15 protein-coding genes and 1 pseudogene are annotated in these 15,967 nt (G+C 39.7%); all 16 read left to right on the forward strand.

Features of this window, described 5'->3' with window-relative positions:
• Positions 1 to 28: 28 nt before the first annotated feature.
• The 16 genes and pseudogenes from T320_RS03280 (at position 29) to eno (ending at position 15,967) form a co-directional block, all read left to right on the forward strand.
• Positions 29 to 1,450 (forward strand): polysaccharide deacetylase family protein, encoded by a 1,422-nt coding sequence (locus T320_RS03280; protein WP_037353049.1) that lies wholly within the window; start codon positions 29 to 31, stop codon positions 1,448 to 1,450.
• Positions 1,443 to 2,405 (forward strand): GNAT family N-acetyltransferase, encoded by a 963-nt coding sequence (locus T320_RS03285; protein ID WP_037353050.1) that lies wholly within the window; start codon positions 1,443 to 1,445, stop codon positions 2,403 to 2,405. Before T320_RS03280 ends, T320_RS03285 begins: the two co-directional genes overlap by 8 nt.
• 15 nt (positions 2,406 to 2,420) lie before the next feature.
• Positions 2,421 to 3,131: a glycosyltransferase gene (locus T320_RS03290; RefSeq protein WP_051608573.1), complete on the forward strand. Its 711-nt coding sequence runs from the start codon at positions 2,421 to 2,423 to the stop codon at positions 3,129 to 3,131.
• A 21-nt stretch (positions 3,132 to 3,152) separates the two neighbouring features.
• Entirely contained in the window at positions 3,153 to 3,986 is an 834-nt protein-coding gene (locus tag T320_RS03295; RefSeq protein ID WP_037353051.1) for a YveK family protein, read from the forward strand.
• Positions 3,987 to 4,007: 21 nt separating this feature from the next.
• The gene (locus T320_RS03300; protein WP_037353052.1) at positions 4,008 to 5,261 is read left to right on the forward strand and encodes a lipopolysaccharide biosynthesis protein; all 1,254 of its coding nucleotides are present in this window, start codon (positions 4,008 to 4,010) and stop codon (positions 5,259 to 5,261) included.
• Entirely contained in the window at positions 5,233 to 6,648 is a 1,416-nt protein-coding gene (locus T320_RS03305) for a hypothetical protein (RefSeq protein ID WP_037353053.1), read from the forward strand. Before T320_RS03300 ends, T320_RS03305 begins: the two co-directional genes overlap by 29 nt.
• Positions 6,641 to 7,024, forward strand: coding sequence for a glycosyltransferase (locus T320_RS03310; RefSeq protein WP_051608574.1), 384 nt, complete (start codon positions 6,641 to 6,643; stop codon positions 7,022 to 7,024). Before T320_RS03305 ends, T320_RS03310 begins: the two co-directional genes overlap by 8 nt.
• A complete protein-coding gene (locus T320_RS03315) occupies positions 7,024 to 7,602 on the forward strand; it encodes a hypothetical protein (RefSeq protein WP_037353054.1) in 579 nt (192 codons plus the stop codon). Before T320_RS03310 ends, T320_RS03315 begins: the two co-directional genes overlap by 1 nt.
• A gap of 39 nt (positions 7,603 to 7,641) precedes the next feature.
• On the forward strand, positions 7,642 to 8,841 hold the full coding sequence (locus T320_RS03320; protein WP_037353055.1) for a DegT/DnrJ/EryC1/StrS family aminotransferase: 1,200 nt from the start codon (positions 7,642 to 7,644) through the stop codon (positions 8,839 to 8,841).
• 219 nt (positions 8,842 to 9,060) lie between these two features.
• Positions 9,061 to 9,537, forward strand: a pseudogene (locus tag T320_RS03325) (sugar transferase); the annotation flags it as partial.
• Between the two features lie 12 nt (positions 9,538 to 9,549).
• Complete coding sequence (locus tag T320_RS03330; RefSeq protein WP_037353056.1) at positions 9,550 to 10,779, forward strand: glycosyltransferase family 4 protein; 1,230 nt, start codon at positions 9,550 to 9,552, stop codon at positions 10,777 to 10,779.
• Positions 10,780 to 10,793: 14 nt separating this feature from the next.
• On the forward strand, positions 10,794 to 11,882 hold the full coding sequence (wecB, locus tag T320_RS03335) for a non-hydrolyzing UDP-N-acetylglucosamine 2-epimerase (RefSeq protein ID WP_037353057.1): 1,089 nt from the start codon (positions 10,794 to 10,796) through the stop codon (positions 11,880 to 11,882).
• A 10-nt stretch (positions 11,883 to 11,892) separates the two neighbouring features.
• Complete coding sequence (locus tag T320_RS03340; RefSeq protein WP_037353058.1) at positions 11,893 to 13,098, forward strand: DegT/DnrJ/EryC1/StrS family aminotransferase; 1,206 nt, start codon at positions 11,893 to 11,895, stop codon at positions 13,096 to 13,098.
• Positions 13,099 to 13,112: 14 nt separating this feature from the next.
• Positions 13,113 to 13,706 (forward strand): sugar transferase, encoded by a 594-nt coding sequence (locus tag T320_RS03345; protein ID WP_037353059.1) that lies wholly within the window; start codon positions 13,113 to 13,115, stop codon positions 13,704 to 13,706.
• A 73-nt stretch (positions 13,707 to 13,779) separates the two neighbouring features.
• Positions 13,780 to 14,283, forward strand: coding sequence for a transcription termination/antitermination NusG family protein (locus tag T320_RS03350; protein WP_037353060.1), 504 nt, complete (start codon positions 13,780 to 13,782; stop codon positions 14,281 to 14,283).
• Between the two features lie 382 nt (positions 14,284 to 14,665).
• Positions 14,666 to 15,967 (forward strand): phosphopyruvate hydratase, encoded by a 1,302-nt coding sequence (gene eno / locus T320_RS03355; protein ID WP_037353061.1) that lies wholly within the window; start codon positions 14,666 to 14,668, stop codon positions 15,965 to 15,967.

Raw genomic sequence — 15,967 nt, forward strand, 5'->3', positions numbered from 1 at the left:
TTATTTAAGTGGTAGATGAGGAATTTTTATGGGAGATAATCATAATATATTGATAAAAGCACCTAAAGACGGTTTTTCACTTGAACGTAAATATATTTTTGAGGTAATATTTAAATATTTCATAGGCATACCATATGAGTTAATATTTGAGGACAGGAGAGAGGTTTGCTTACAGGTAAATAATAAACGCCTATATGTTAATGATGTGTTTTTTGATATTAAAGCTGATGACTATTTGACCGAAAGAAGTATGCCCATCGGTAATCTGCCAGTATGGTATCCTCAGAGTGAAGAAATCTGTGGAGTTTTAAGTTCACACTATATCCCAATTATTTTTGGAAATGCAGTTACTGGAAAAGAATATGTCAGTGTTCAGGACGAAGATATCAGATTGGGGATTGATATATTTGGGGCGGCTTTTTTTATGCTTTCACGTTATGAAGAGTTTGTCGTAAAAGATAGGGATCATTATGATCGTTTTCCGGTGGAATCGTCTTTGGCCTATAAATTTAATTTTTTGGAGCGACCTATTATAAATGAATATATTGAGATTTTATGGTACTTACTAAAGAAAATGGATTCAGCCTTGATTAGGAAAGTACGCAAGTATAAGGTAATACCAACTCATGATATAGATAGACCGTTTGGAATGCTGTATGATACACCTTTGCAGATTATGAGACATTTTGCAGGGGATATTGTATATAGGAGGTCTTTTTCTGATATAATAGGACGTATTCGAGACACTTTTCATTTATGTTTTTGTAAAGAAATATATGTTGAAAATAAAAATAAAGTTTTTTCATTTATTTCAAAAAAAAGTGTTGAGTATCATATAAAAAGTATTTTTTTCTTTATGAACTCGAAAAGATCATTGTATGATGGAAATTATATGGTGAATGACCCTGATGTGTTAGATGCAATTAAAAATCTTGTATCTGAAGGGCACCATATTGGTTTGCACCCTTCCTTTGATTCTTATTTGGATAGGGATGAAATAAAAGAAGAAGTTGCTTTTATGAATGAAGTATTTATCAAAAATCAGCTTCCACCTCTTGTTGGTGCCAGGCAACATTATTTGAAGTGGAAAAATCCAGATACTTGGCAATATTATGAGGATGCTGGAATTTCATTTGATTCAACGATGACTTATGCTGGTCATGTAGGTTTTAGGTGCGGTGTGTGTTACCCTTTTCCTGTTTTTAACTTAAAGACAAGAAAACAACTGGCCCTGATAGAGCATCCGTTGATTATTATGGATGGAACTTTATATGATGATGACTATATGGGGTTATCGCATGATGAGGCTATGCCTGTTATCAAGAAATTAGCGGATGAGTGCAAAAAATATAATGGTGAATTTGTGATTTTATGGCATAATACTATGTTGGATGATAAGAATGAAAGAGAATTTTATTCTGCGATGTTAGACGAGGTTTGTGGTGAATAGTTCAGTTAGCGATAAAGAAATTGCAGAATGTGGCAGTGTTTTTGAGCAACCGTGGTGGCTGGATGTAGTGGCACTGGGACAGTGGAATGAAATTACTGTTAATGACAAGAATGGTAATTGCATAGGGCGATTGCCGTATGTAAAAGCCAAGAAATATGGTATGGACTATCTTGGGCTTCCAGTATTAACGCAGCATGTTGGTCCATGGTTTAAATTAGAATCAAATATGAAGTCAGTTGCCACATTAAAGCGAGTAAAACAGGTCTCTGAGGAATTTATTAGGGGACTCGAAACAACGCCAAATGTAGATTTATACTTTCATCATAGCGCTCAATATGTTTTGCCCTTTATTTGGGCAGGATACAATGTGGAGCCAAAATTTACATATGTGATTGATAATCTTGAAAATTTAGATAGTATATTTCAAGGAATGGAATCTAAAGTTAGAAATCTGATAAAAAATGCTGGAAAAAAATATTTTATCACAGATAATGTATCAGAAGATGATTTGGTGAGATTGGTAGGGGACACTTTTAAAAAGCAAGGTCGGGATCTCCCTATGGGAGAAACTGTCCTTCGTCGCTTGTACAGAGAAGCATTTGAACATAATGCGGGTAAAATAATTGGAGCTGTTAATAAGGAATCAGGGCAAGTGGATTCGGTAGCCTTTTTTCTTTATGATAAACATTCCTGTTATTATCTGCTGGGCGGCAAAGATTATGAAAAAAACACAGCAGGGGCCCAGGAAGCAATTTTGTGGGAAGGTATTAAATTTGCTGCTACTGTATCTAAAGTCTTTGATTTTGAGGGTTCAATGATTCCTGGTATAGAGAGCTTTTTTAGAGGATTTGGAGGAACTCCGAAAGTTTATTATCGCATATGGCGCGGAGGGATAGTTTTTAAACTGCTAAATAGGCTTAAACCAAAAATTAAAAAAATATTAGGATATAAATGATGTGGAGAATGAGCTATGGTAAAAAAAGTTTGTCACATGACATCAGCACATGATTGGAATGACGATAGAATTTTCTTAAAAGAGTGTCAGTCCTTGGCAGCAGCTGGTTATGATGTTTATCTCGTAGCTGAGGGGGTTGACCACGAAGAAAATGGTGTACACATAGTTGGTTGCGGGGAAAAGCCTGAAAGCAGAAGAGTGCGTATGCGGGGATTTGCTAAAAAAGTATATGAACGGGCTATGGCATTGAATTGTGATGTATATCATTTTCATGATCCTGAATTATTACCCTATGGTGTCAAGCTGAAGAAATTGGGGAAAAAGGTTATTTTTGATAGCCATGAAGATGTTCCAGGACAAATTCTTGATAAAGAATGGTTGCCATTTCCAGTTAGAAAACTGGTATCTGTGGTGTACAAGTTATATGAAACTAATTGTGTGAAGCAGTTTGACGCAGTGGTGACAGCTACTCCGCATATCGCAGAAAAGTTTAATGGGCGTTGTAGTAAAGTCGTTGTGATTAATAATTATCCTAAATTGGATGATATTGAATTCCATGGTACTCCGTTTGATAAACGTGAGCCAATCGTTTGCTATGCGGGTGGCATAAGTGAAATTCGTGGAGAAATGGTAATGGTTGAGGCCATGAATGATGTTGATGGGACATTGATTTTGGCTGGTCCTCATGATGTTTTGACATCTGGTGGGGATAAGGCAGATATGTAAGACATAGGTGGTATAAAAATTATGTGTGTTGTGGACAATAAAAATTTTGGCCAAACAGTATTAAGTTATTTGACAGAACACTATAAATTTCCAGCAACTGTAATGGTGCTATGTGTTTTGGGGGCTTCGCTATTTGCCGTATCAAGGCCTGTGGTTTATCAGAGTGAGCTTATTTTTTCAGTGGGTTTCAATGCTGCGTATAATGAGTTCAATGATAATAAGCGTGTAACAGCGTTATCAAGAATAATAACTACAGATGGAGTTTTGCAAGCTGTAACGGATGGATCACCAGAAGACGCCGAACAGTCACTTAACAAGGAACTATTGTCGACTGATTATCGTGGCAAGGTTATAAGAGCACAGAACCAGATGACTGATGGCATGATTAAAATATATGCTCATGGGCAGACCCCGGAAGAAGCGCAAAATATATGTAATGGAGCCTATGAGCATTTTAAGGCATATTCTTTAAGACTAAAGCACGATGACTGGGAAACGAAATACGTAATGAAGGAATTGGAAAAAAAATATAATTCTGCCAAGCAGGCATATGATAATTACTGTAAGTTGAATGCTGATAAGATTGTTCCAGACGATAATAATGAGTATTACCAAAAGAAAATTGATTTATATAACAACGTAATAAAATGGGAAACAACCTATCAGGATTTTCTTAGGGATAATCTTAGACAAAAAAATAAAAAAGGTTATCAGCTCAATTTGATCAGTGAAGCAACCTTGCCTACTAGTCCAATCCCCTCCAGAACTGGCTTCATCGTGGGAATTGGATTTCTAGCAGGCCTTATTATTTGTTTGGTGTATGGAATGTTAACGGTAAAAATTAATTTTAAGTAATATAAAGGAGCATATTTATATATGCAAATTGGGAAATTCTATAAAAATGTTGCATTAATATTTTCAGGGAATATTGCTTCACACCTAATAGCAATTCTATTATTACCAGTACTGACACGAATTTTTACACCAGATGATTTTGGTGTTTATCAGCTATTCATGTCATTTTGCAGTGTTGTTGCTATTATGGTGACTGGCCAATATGAGTTGAGTATTATTGCTCCCAAATATAATTATGTGGCATTTACATTAGCAACTGCGACGGTGTTTATCAGTACAGCAATATCTATTGTGATGATGTCTGTGTTTACTGTATATATATATATAGTGGATGGACAGCGGGGGTTCTTTCAGTCCATGTATTTTAATGGAATATCTCTATGGTTGGGACTTTACACTTTGGCTATCTGTTCATATCAGGTGTGTTATATGTGGTTTGTAAGACAGGCGCAATACAAAAGGACAGTTACTGCAAATGTTATTAACGCCATAGGATGTGTTGGATTACCTTTATTTATTTTTTATATTGGTGTGGATTATGGGCTAATTAAAGGCATGGTAATTGCAAAGATATTGGCTATAGGGTATTTGTGCTATAATGCCAAAGGCGTTATTATTAAATACTATAAAATTATAAACATGAGATGTATTTTCAGAGTGTTACGTCGTTATAATGCTTTTGTCAAATATGCTTTGCCAGGTAACGTTTTTAATAATATTGCAGCTCAAGTGCCTTCGTTTTTGCTTAATTATTTTTATGGTGTAACAGTGACAGGGTACTATAGTATGGCTAATCGCTGTATTAGTTTGCCAACAGCATTGGCAGCTAAATCAGTGGGAGATGTTTTTAAACAGGAAGCCAGCTATAATTATCAGCAGACAGGTGACTGCCTTTCAATATATTCAAAGGTGTCATCCTTGTTAGTCAAGGGAAGCATTGTGTATGCAGTGTTGGTTTTAGCATTAGCTCCTGTTGTTTTTTCTGTTGTTTTGGGATCACAGTGGCAGGAGGCTGGTAAGTATGCACAGTTACTGGTATTGGCTGGGGCAACAGGCTGGGTGTATTCGCCTCTTAGTAGTATTTATGTATTAACGGTTAAGGTGCGTGAGTATATGATATTACAAATTATATCATTGAGCCTTATCGTAACCGTGTTTGTTTTATCGGGAAGATTCTTATCTGTGGAGTATACTTTATTGTTATACTCATTGGCTATTTCTGTAGTGCAGATTGCAGGTGTTATATATGGTAGAAGAATTGCCAAACGGACATAATGCGAAATTGTTGGCATTATTTTGTATATATAGGCTACTTATAGATTTTATTTATATTTTTTGTCAGGGGATTTTTCCTGGTCTGGAACGGCTGGGATTGGATGAGTCACTTGATAAATATGCATTATCATGGATATTGTTTTTGCTATTAATAGTTTTTTATACTTGCTTTATTTTTAACAGGGATAAGTTGAAAACGAGTTTTTCACAGCAGGTGATTTTGTTATTGATTTTATTATCTGTTATACCATTTTTCAGTATGTATGGTGCAGGTGTAATTTCTGATGAATGTTGTTATTATTACAATATATTGTTCTATGTTTTATTGCTTGTTCAGGTTGGCATCAATTATTTTTTTTACACCAACACTACATTATCTGAAATAAAAAATAACAATTACCATAAAATATGCAGAATAAAGAAAATTTTTTTTGCGATTATGTGCAGTATAACAATATTCTCTATATTGGTAACATTTTTTTATTTTGTTGGTGGAAGGTTATATTTGGATGGAATTAATGTATATGAGCAAAGAGCATTTTTTTCAACAATACAGAGCAATATGCCACGTGTTTTGGTTTATGTTTTGGGGTTCGCTAATGCTATAGAAATCATAATGATGATATATTGTTTGCATATAAAAAAATATTTATATGCAGTTTTTTTGATTATTATATGGTATATGCATTTTTCACTTGCTGCAGAAAAAAGTGTTTTCTTAAGTGTTATTATGGCTGTTGTCATCTATTTGGTAGCCATGAAGATAACTATGGGAAGGGTAATTGTTTTTCATATAGCTACGGCATTAATATGTATGTTTTTGGCTTGCTTTAAATACATTTATCATGTGATTGCTTGTGATCAATCTGATTTTTTGGATATGTTATCCAGTTTGGGAAGCCCCATACCAGCTGATATATTCAGAAGATTAGTTTTTCTTCCTGTGTACTTACAAAATATTTATGTTGGTTATTTTGCTGACCGTACCCCAAATTATTGGGGGATAAATCCAGAATATAGTATAGGCCCAGGTTTGGAAAATTATATATCGGATGTGTACTTCAACTCTCCTTTAGGTCATGCAAATACAGGATTATTAGGGGATTGCTTCGTTAACATGGGAGTATATGGAGTTTTGGTATATCCAGTTGTTCTGGGGATAATCTTATGTTGTTTTGATTATGTTTTAAAAGGTAAAAATGCTATTATTTTTATGGGATTGGCCCTGTGGTTTGCAAATTATATTATGAATTCTGTGTTGACAACAATAATGGTAAGCCATGGTGGGTTTGTTATGTTGCTGATGCTTTGGTGTTTTCCTGATGATAATGATGGTGAGCAAAAGGAAAATGAAGAATCTATACAACGGGGGCAATTAGATGGTTAAATACATTGGAAAAATAACTAGAAAAGAAGTCAATGAACTTTATGGTAAGGCCATGGCAGGAATAGTGCTGTATCAGCCCGCAGAAAATCATTACGCATCTCAGCCCATAAAGATGTTTGAATATATGGCTGCTGGGCTGCCTTTTGTTGCTTCTGATTTCCCACATTGGAAAAACATTGTTGAGAAGAATAATTGCGGTATATGCGTAGACCCGACAAATCCGGAAGCTGTACGTGATGCGTGCAAATATTTGCTTGATAATCCTGAGGTTGCTCAGGAAATGGGCAGACAAGGCCATAAGGCGGTTATTGCGCAGTACAACTGGAAGAATGAAGAGAAGAAGTTGCTGGAGTTGTATGAGGGATTTGGTAAATAATGGATTATCGAGAAAGGATAGAAGATGGGGCATATACGGGTCGAAAGATAAAGCGTGGTCTGTTCGGTTTGGTGTTATTACCGACTGCTGTACTGTTATGCAATGTTATCTATACAATTTACGAAGTATATTATAAAGCAATTACGATGGATGAATGTTTTTGGGGGGTTATACTAGTCGAAATAATTATTTTGATTGTACTGATATGGTGTGGGTTTAAAGCCGATGAAGAATATAGTAAAATAAAGCATCGTAATAGAATTGAAGAGATATACAGGACAGAGGCAAATGAAATTTCTAATATATCTGATGTCCCAAGCAACATCAATCAAGCAAATATTGAGTATAACATTGAAAAGGTAGCTAATAATCAACGATATTTAATAGAGAATATTTTAGCCTTTTTTACGTTTGTTCCAGCACTGAATGTGTACGCAGGTAACCTGTCTGTAATGATTGTGCTGGTATTATTGGTGGGGATATTTTACTCAGTTTTATATATTGCTTCTATAGTTGATAAGACAAACAAAATAGAGAATATTATTAGAAAAGCTGCGCAAGATGAACACTTTTTATAAATGATGTGAAATAATATTATTTTAAGTGAGGAACAAAATATGAAAATACCGTTTTCACCACCAGATATAACTGAAGATGAGATCAAAGAAGTCGGGGAGGCTATGCGCAGTGGTTGGATTACCACTGGGCCTCGTACCAAAGAGCTGGAGAAGCAGCTTTCTGAATATATGGGCACCAATAAAACTGTGTGCCTGAATTCTGCCACTGCGGCTCTTGAGATGACCATGCATGTGTTGGGCATCGGGGCTGGAGATGAGGTTATTACCTCTGCCTATACATATACTGCCAGTGCTAGTGCAGCAGTGCATACTGGAGCGAAAGTAGTGCTGGTTGATACCGCACCTGATTCCTATGAGATGGATTATGACAAGCTGGCTGCTGCCATTACCGAAAAGACCAAGGCAATCGTGCCTGTTGATTTGGGTGGCGTTGTCTGTGATTATGATAAGATATTTGAGGTTGTGGAGTCCAAGAAGGCTATCTTTAAGCCTGCAAATAAAATCCAAAAGGCTATAGGACGTGTGGCTGTGGTGGCCGACTGTGCTCATGCCCTTGGTGCTGAATGGCATGGTAAAATGGCTGGTAATATAACAGACTTTAGTTCATTCTCTTTTCATGCAGTAAAGAACTTTACTACCGCTGAAGGGGGCTGTGCTACCTGGCGACCAATTCAAGGTATTGACGATGAGGAAATTTATAAGACTTATCAGCTGTTGTCTCTCCATGGGCAAAATAAAGATGCTCTAGCCAAGACAAAGCTGGGGGCTTGGGAATATGACATTAAGGGCTGCTACTACAAGTGCAATATGACGGATATTATGGCTGCCATGGGACTGGTGCAGTTAAAGCGTTATCCTGGGCTTCTGAAACGACGTCAAGAGATTATCGAAAGGTACAATAAGGGGCTGAAAGATGCTGGGGTGGAAGTATTGTGCCATTATGGTGATAATTTTAAGAGTAGCGGGCACCTTTATCTGGTGAGACTTCTGGGGCATGATGCAGAATATCGCAATGCATTTATTGAGAAGATGGCAGAAAAGGGTGTGGCAACAAATGTTCACTACAAGCCACTTCCTATGCATACGGCATACAAGAACATGGGCTTTGATATTAAAGATTATCCAAATGCCTATAATCAGTTTGCCAATGAGATTACTTTGCCATTGCATACAAGGCTCACGGATGAGGATGTGGATTTTGTAATAGAGTGCTTTTTGCAAACACAGAAAGAACTATAGAAAAACCTCTGTTGTCATTACTGACACCGACGGAGCTTTGCTCTGAGTGCCTTTAGGTGCTTCCCCAGAGGGGAAGGTAAAAAGAAAGAAAAGGGAAAAGAGTATGTTGAAGCGTCTTTTTGATTTGGTGTTTACTATACCGGGGATAATCGTTTTATCCCCGGTGCTTTTGGTGCTGGCTATATGGGTTCATTTTGATTCAAATGGCCCCATTTTTTTAGGCAGGAACGGGTGGGGCGTTATGGCGTTCCCTTCCGTATTTTTAAGTTTCGTACTATGGTGGTGGATGCGGAGAAACAAGGCAAGCAGATTACTGTTGGAATCGATAAGCGAGTAACCCGAAGCGGCGAGGTACTGCGTCATTATAAGCTAGATGAATTGCCACAGCTCTTTAATGTCATTCTTGGAGATATGAGTTTGGTTGGGCCCCGCCCGGAGGTACCTAGATATATTGCTGAATATACCGAGGAAGAGAGGCAGGAGGTTCTTTCTGTGCGTCCTGGAATTACAGATAATGCATCCATAGAATTTCGTTCGGAAAATGAAATTTTGGGGCAGGCAGATGACCCTGAATATGCCTATATTCACGAGGTTTTACCGATAAAGATTAAGTATTATCGGGAGTATGTGCAGAATCACTCTGTGTGGGGTGATTTTATTATTATCTTGAAGACCTTTAAGGCAATTGTTGAATGATCGGGGATAGCTATGAATATACTCTATATTAATCATTATGCTGGCGGGCTGAAATACGGCATGGAATTTCGTCCGTATTATCTTGCAAGGGAATGGGTGAAAAATGGTCATCGGGTTCGCATAGTTGCCGGGGAGTATTCCCATTTGCGGACAGAAAATCCTGATGTGGAAAAAGATTTTCAGATAGATATGGTTGATGGAATCGAATATCAGTGGATTAAGTCTGGACAATATACAGGAAATGGTGTAGGGCGGCTGCTTTCAATGATTCGATTTATTTCAAAGTTATATTTTAATGTTAATCGAATGATAGACGATTTTAACCCAGATGTAGTTATTTCTTCTTCCACATATCCTTTGGATGCATTTCCAGCAAAAAAAATAGCCGATAGTGTTCATGCGAAATATGTGCACGAAATTCATGATATGTGGCCAATTACGCCAATGGAACTTTATGGTATGTCCAAGTGGCACCCCTTTGTTATGATAATGCAAATGGGTGAAAACTTTTTTTGTCGAAACGCGGACAAGGTGGTTTCAATTTTGCCATGTGCCAAAGAGTATCTAGTACAACATGGAATGGCTGGAGATAAATTTGCGCATGTGCCAAATGGTATCAATTTGGCTGATTGGTCATCGATGAATGATATTCCAGAACAATATAAAAATACCATAATGGATGCAAAGCAGGAGGGACGCTTTGTAATTGGTTTTTTTGGAAGCCATACCAAGTCTTATAGCCTGGATATATTGTTGCAAGCCCTATCGAAATGCGATCAAAACAAGTTGTTTGTAGCATTTTTGGGTAACGGAAATTACAAGGAGTATTTGATAAGACTTGCAGAACAATTAAATCTTGATAAAAAATGCTTTGCTTTTTTTGATGCTGTGCCAAAGAAGGCTGTCCCATCATTTACCGCTTTGTTGGATGCTTGTTATGTAGCGGCTATTAACAATAAAATGTTTAAGTTTGGCATCGGGATGAATAAATTATTCGATTCAATGATGAGCGGAAAGCCATTGTTGTACGCGGTTAATGCTCCGAATAATTTTGCCAAAGAATATAATTGCGGCGTCAGCGTTGAAGCGGAGAATGTGGAGGCGCTGGTATCTGGTATTAGTGAATTATTGCAGTCAACACCGGAAAAATTGCGTGAAATGGGTAATAATGGCAAAAAAGCGGTATTAGAAAAATATAATTACGAAGCATTGGCGAAAATGTTTCTGGATGTGGTGCGTTAGGAGGATAAATATTAATGAAAATAATCACAGTAATAGGAGCACGGCCGCAGTTTATTAAAGCTGCAGTAGTGTCCAGGGCCATTGAAAAGCATAATGAGTCTGTTGGGAAGGCTGATATTGAGGAAGTTATCGTTCATACTGGCCAGCATTATGATGCCAATATGTCAGAGGTGTTCTTTGAGGAGATGAGCATTCCCCAGCCAAAGTATAATCTTCATTTAGGTGGAGGCACCCACGGTGCCATGACCGGACGGATGCTGGAAAAGCTGGAGGAAGTAATACTTTCCGAAAAGCCGGATGTGGTGCTGGTATATGGGGATACGGACTCCACATTGGCGGGTTCTGTGGCGGCGGCCAAGCTGCATATTCCAGTGGCTCACGTGGAGGCGGGACTTCGTTCTTTCAACATGAATATGCCGGAGGAAATCAATCGGGCTCTGACGGATAGGGTTTCCAAGTGGCTCTTTTGTCCAACTGAAACGGCTATGGATAATCTTCGTGCTGAAGGTTATGAAAAATTAGGGGCCAATATGCTGTGCATTGGCGATGTAATGTATGATGCGGCTCTGTTTTATCGTGCTCAGGGCAAGGCCTGTGATGAGATAAAAGCGTTGGCGAAGGAAGATTATTATTTAGCAACTGTTCACCGGGCAGAGAATACTGATGACCCGGTTAGAATAAAAGGAATTTTTGAGGCTTTGGAGACCATTGCCCAGAAGACGAAGGTTGTGTTGCCACTTCATCCTCGCACTAGAAAGGTACTGGATAAGCTGGGGATGAATCTGCAGCATATTACCTGCATTGAACCAGTGGGCTATTTTGATATGCTTCATCTGCAGGGAAATTGTTTGGCTGTGTTTACTGATAGTGGAGGAGTGCAGAAGGAAGCTTTCTTTGCTCAAAAGCCATGTATCACTCTTAGGGATGAAACCGAATGGGTGGAACTTGTAAGGAATGGTTACAACACCTTAGTGGGCGCCGAAAAAGAAAAGATTTTGGCAGCAGAAAAAGAGTTGCTCACTAAAAAGCTCGATTTTTCCATGAATCTGTACGGCGACGGTCATGCAGGGGATAAAGTAATTAGTATAATATTAGGAAAGTGAGGAATAGCAAATGAAAATACCATTTTCACCACCAGATATAACAGAAGAGGAAATTAAGGAAGTTGCGGAGGCTATGCGCAGTGGTTGGATTACTACCGGGCCGCGGACCAAAGAGCTGGAGAAGCAGCTTTCGGAATATATGGGAACGAATAAGACTGTATGCTTAAATTCAGCTACAGCGGCGCTTGAGATGACCATGCATGTGCTGGGGATTGGCGCCGGGGATGAGGTTATTACCTCGGCCTATACTTATACTGCCAGTGCCAGTGCGGCAGTTCATGTAGGAGCTAGTGTTGTGTTGGTAGATACTGCGCCAGGCTCCTATGAAATGGATTATGACAAATTGGCTGCAGCAATCACCGAAAAAACTAAGGCTATTGTGCCAGTTGATCTCGGTGGTGTTATTTGCGATTACGAGAAAATTTTTGACATCGTTGAGTCAAAGCAGAAACTGTTCAAACCAGCCAATGAAATACAAAAGGCTATTGGGCGAGTGGCTGTGGTAGCTGACTGTGCTCATGCTTTGGGAGCGGAGAGGAAGGGGAAGTTGGCAGGTAATATTGCCGATTTTAGCTCATTCTCTTTTCATGCGGTGAAGAATTTTACCACTGCAGAAGGTGGTTGTGCTACATGGAGAAGTATTCCTGGTATCCATGATGAGGAAATATATAAGACTTATCAGTTACTGTCGCTTCATGGTCAAAATAAGGATGCTTTGGCCAAGACCAAACTGGGGGCCTGGGAATATGATATTAAGGGGTGCTATTATAAGTGCAACATGACGGATATCATGGCTGCTATGGGATTGATTCAACTAAAGCGTTATCCTTCCATGCTGGCAAGACGGCAGGAGATTATTTCTCGTTATAATGATGGGTTTAAAGATGCTGGAGTGGAAGTCCTTCGCCATTTTGGAGACGGCTTTAGGAGCAGTGGGCATCTGTATTTGATCAGATTGATCGGACAGGATGAAGGCTACCGCAACGCCTTTATTGAGAAGATGGCAGAAAAGGGCGTAGCGACAAATGTTCACTATAAACCACTACCTATGCATACTGCGTATAAAAATATGGGCTTTGATATAAAGAATTATCCTAATGCATATGCCCAGTTTGCTAACGAAGTCTCTTTGCCGCTTCATACAAGACTTACGAATGAGGAAGTAGATTATGTAATAGAGTGCTTATTGCATACACTAAAAGAGTTGGAACAGTAAGAGGTTTATATTTTATGGCAAAGCGATTGTTTGATTTGCTGTTTACCATACCAGGTGTTATAATTCTATCGCCGATGTTGATTGTGCTGGCCTTGTGGGTTCATTTTGACTCGGATGGGCCTGTTTTTTTTAGACAGGAGCGGGTAGGCAGAAATGGTATTAATTTTCGTATATTTAAATTTCGTACCATGGTGTTCGATGCGGAAAGCAGAGGAACGCAGATAACAGTAGGGGCTGATAAACGGGTTACCCGTTGTGGTGAGGTCTTGCGTAAGTATAAGCTGGATGAGCTTCCGCAGTTGTTTAATGTGATATTGGGGGATATGAGTTTAGTGGGCCCACGTCCGGAGGTTCCATGTTATATTGCTAAATATACAGTAGAAGAGCGAGAAGAAGTCTTGTCGGTGCGGCCAGGTATTACGGACAATGCATCTATCGTATTTCGTTCTGAAAATGAAATATTAGGTAGGGCTCAAGATCCGGAATGGGCGTATATTAATGAAGTGTTGCCTATAAAGATTAAATATTATCGGGAATATGTGCAGAACCGCTCTCTGGTAGGGGACTTTATGATAATTTTAAAAACTTTTAAGGCAATTTTAGATTGAGGACAAGAATGAATATATACAGTGAGGCCGGATTAAAAGATAGTGCAAGTCATTATTTGGGAAGGGAGTGAACATGGTGCCTACGTTTGTACTGCACGTAGCGACAGGGAAAGAAGACGAAGTGAAGGCTGCATTGGAATCTTTCCCACCTACCCAGACTTTTCATTTTTGGGTGCCTAAACGCCCTATACATAAAAGGAAACAAGGTGTTGTCTGGTTACGGTATGAAACACTTTTTCCAGGATATGTGCTGGCCGATGGTGATGATTTTGTCAAATTATATAAGGCACTCATTCATTTTACCAATGAACATTTCTATACTCTGCTGGAGAAGCGAGGGGAAGGGGGGAAGACTGTTACCGAAGAAGAGAAAAAGATCATCAGCAAATTGACAGGCGAAATCAGCCAAGGAATTCTAGAGGACGGACGTGTGAAGTTTATCGCGGGTGAGCTGATGGGGATGGAAGGTTCAGTGCAGAAGTTTGATAAAAGAAAAAGCAATGTATTGTTACGGATGGAACTTTTAGGGGAAATGACTGATATATGGACAGCTGTAGATATGGTAGATAAAATCTGAATATCTTAAATATGGAAGGGGGGAGTCGTATTCGCGATTCCCCCCCTTTCCATATTATTACATAACAAAAGGCCACGGAGTGGGATTGACTCCGTGGCCCTCTAGGGAAGGGATGATAAAAAATTTGAGAAATGGGAAGCAAGAAGGGTGGGATATTCCTTCTTGTCTAGGGAATCAATAAGAACACCAGCCTGGGGGATTAACCAAGCAGTTCTTATCGACATCCTTATAATAGCAAAGTTTTATGAAAAGAATATGTAACTTGAGTTACAAAAAAAGAAAAAATGTATTTTTTTTACGAGATTTATGATATTGAAAATCTTTATCGATTATATTATAATGGATTTGTAAGATTCATTTGTTGAAGATAAGGAGGATATCCATGAAGGATTATTTGCAAATCATGCAGGTTATTGGCCGGGAGATTATTGATTCCCGGGGCAATCCTACGGTGGAGGCTGAAGTGGTACTGGCGGATGGTTCCCGGGGAAGGGCGGCAGCTCCTAGCGGGGCATCCACCGGCGAGTTCGAGGCTTTGGAACTGCGGGATGGCGATAAAGATAAATTTGGCGGCAAGGGCGTTTCCAAGGCCGTGACCAACATCAACGAGAAGATTGCGCCTGCACTTAGCGGTGTGGATGCAGCGGATGGCTATGCTGTGGATGGTATTATGCTGGAGCTGGACGGTACAGAGGATAAATCCAATCTGGGTGCCAATGCCATTCTGGCCGTGTCTCTGGCAGCCGCCAAAGCGGCAGCTGCGGCGCAGGACATTTCCCTCTATCGCTACTTTGGCGGTCTGAATGGCAATCAGCTGCCGGTGCCGATGATGAACATCTTAAATGGCGGCGCACATGCCACCAATTCTGTGGACACGCAGGAGTTTATGATTATGCCGGCGGGCGCTCCCACTTTCCGCGAAGCTCTGCGCTGGTCCACAGAGGTATTCCATGCGCTGCAGAAACTCTTGAAGAAGGAAGGCAATACCACGTCTGTTGGGGATGAAGGCGGCTTTGCACCGGATTTGAAATCCGATGAAGATGCCATTGAACACATCCTGCAGGCCATTCGGGATGCCGGTTATGAGCCGGGCAAGGATTTTGTGCTGGCTATGGATGCGGCATCTTCCGAGTGGAAGAGTGAGAAGGGCAAGGGCCATTACAAGCAGCCGAAGTCCGGCCGGGAGTATACTTCTGATGAACTGATTGCCCATTGGAAGTCCTTGATTGAAAAATATCCCATCTACTCCATTGAAGATGGTCTGGATGAAGAAGACTGGGAAGGCTGGCAGAAGATGACCAAAGAGCTTGGGGACAAGGTTCAGCTGGTCGGTGATGACCTCTTTGTCACCAATACGAAGCGCCTGAAAAAAGGCATCGACATGGGCTGCGGCAATTCCATTCTCATTAAGCTCAATCAGATTGGCACGTTGTCGGAAACCTTGGAAGCCATCAAGATGGCCCATAAGGCCGGTTACACCGCTGTGGTTTCCCATCGTTCCGGCGAGACGGAGGACACCACCATTGCCGACTTGGCAGTGGCCCTCAATACCTGTCAGATTAAGACTGGTGCTCCTTCTCGTTCCGAGCGCGTAGCGAAATACAATCAGCTGCTGCGCATTGAGGAAGAACTGGGCAAGAGTGCCGTTTATCCGGGCAAGGCAGCCTTTAACCATACGAAATAA

Source organism: Selenomonas sp. FC4001 (assembly GCF_000701565.1).
GTDB lineage: Bacteria > Bacillota > Negativicutes > Selenomonadales > Selenomonadaceae > Selenomonas_A > Selenomonas_A ruminantium_B.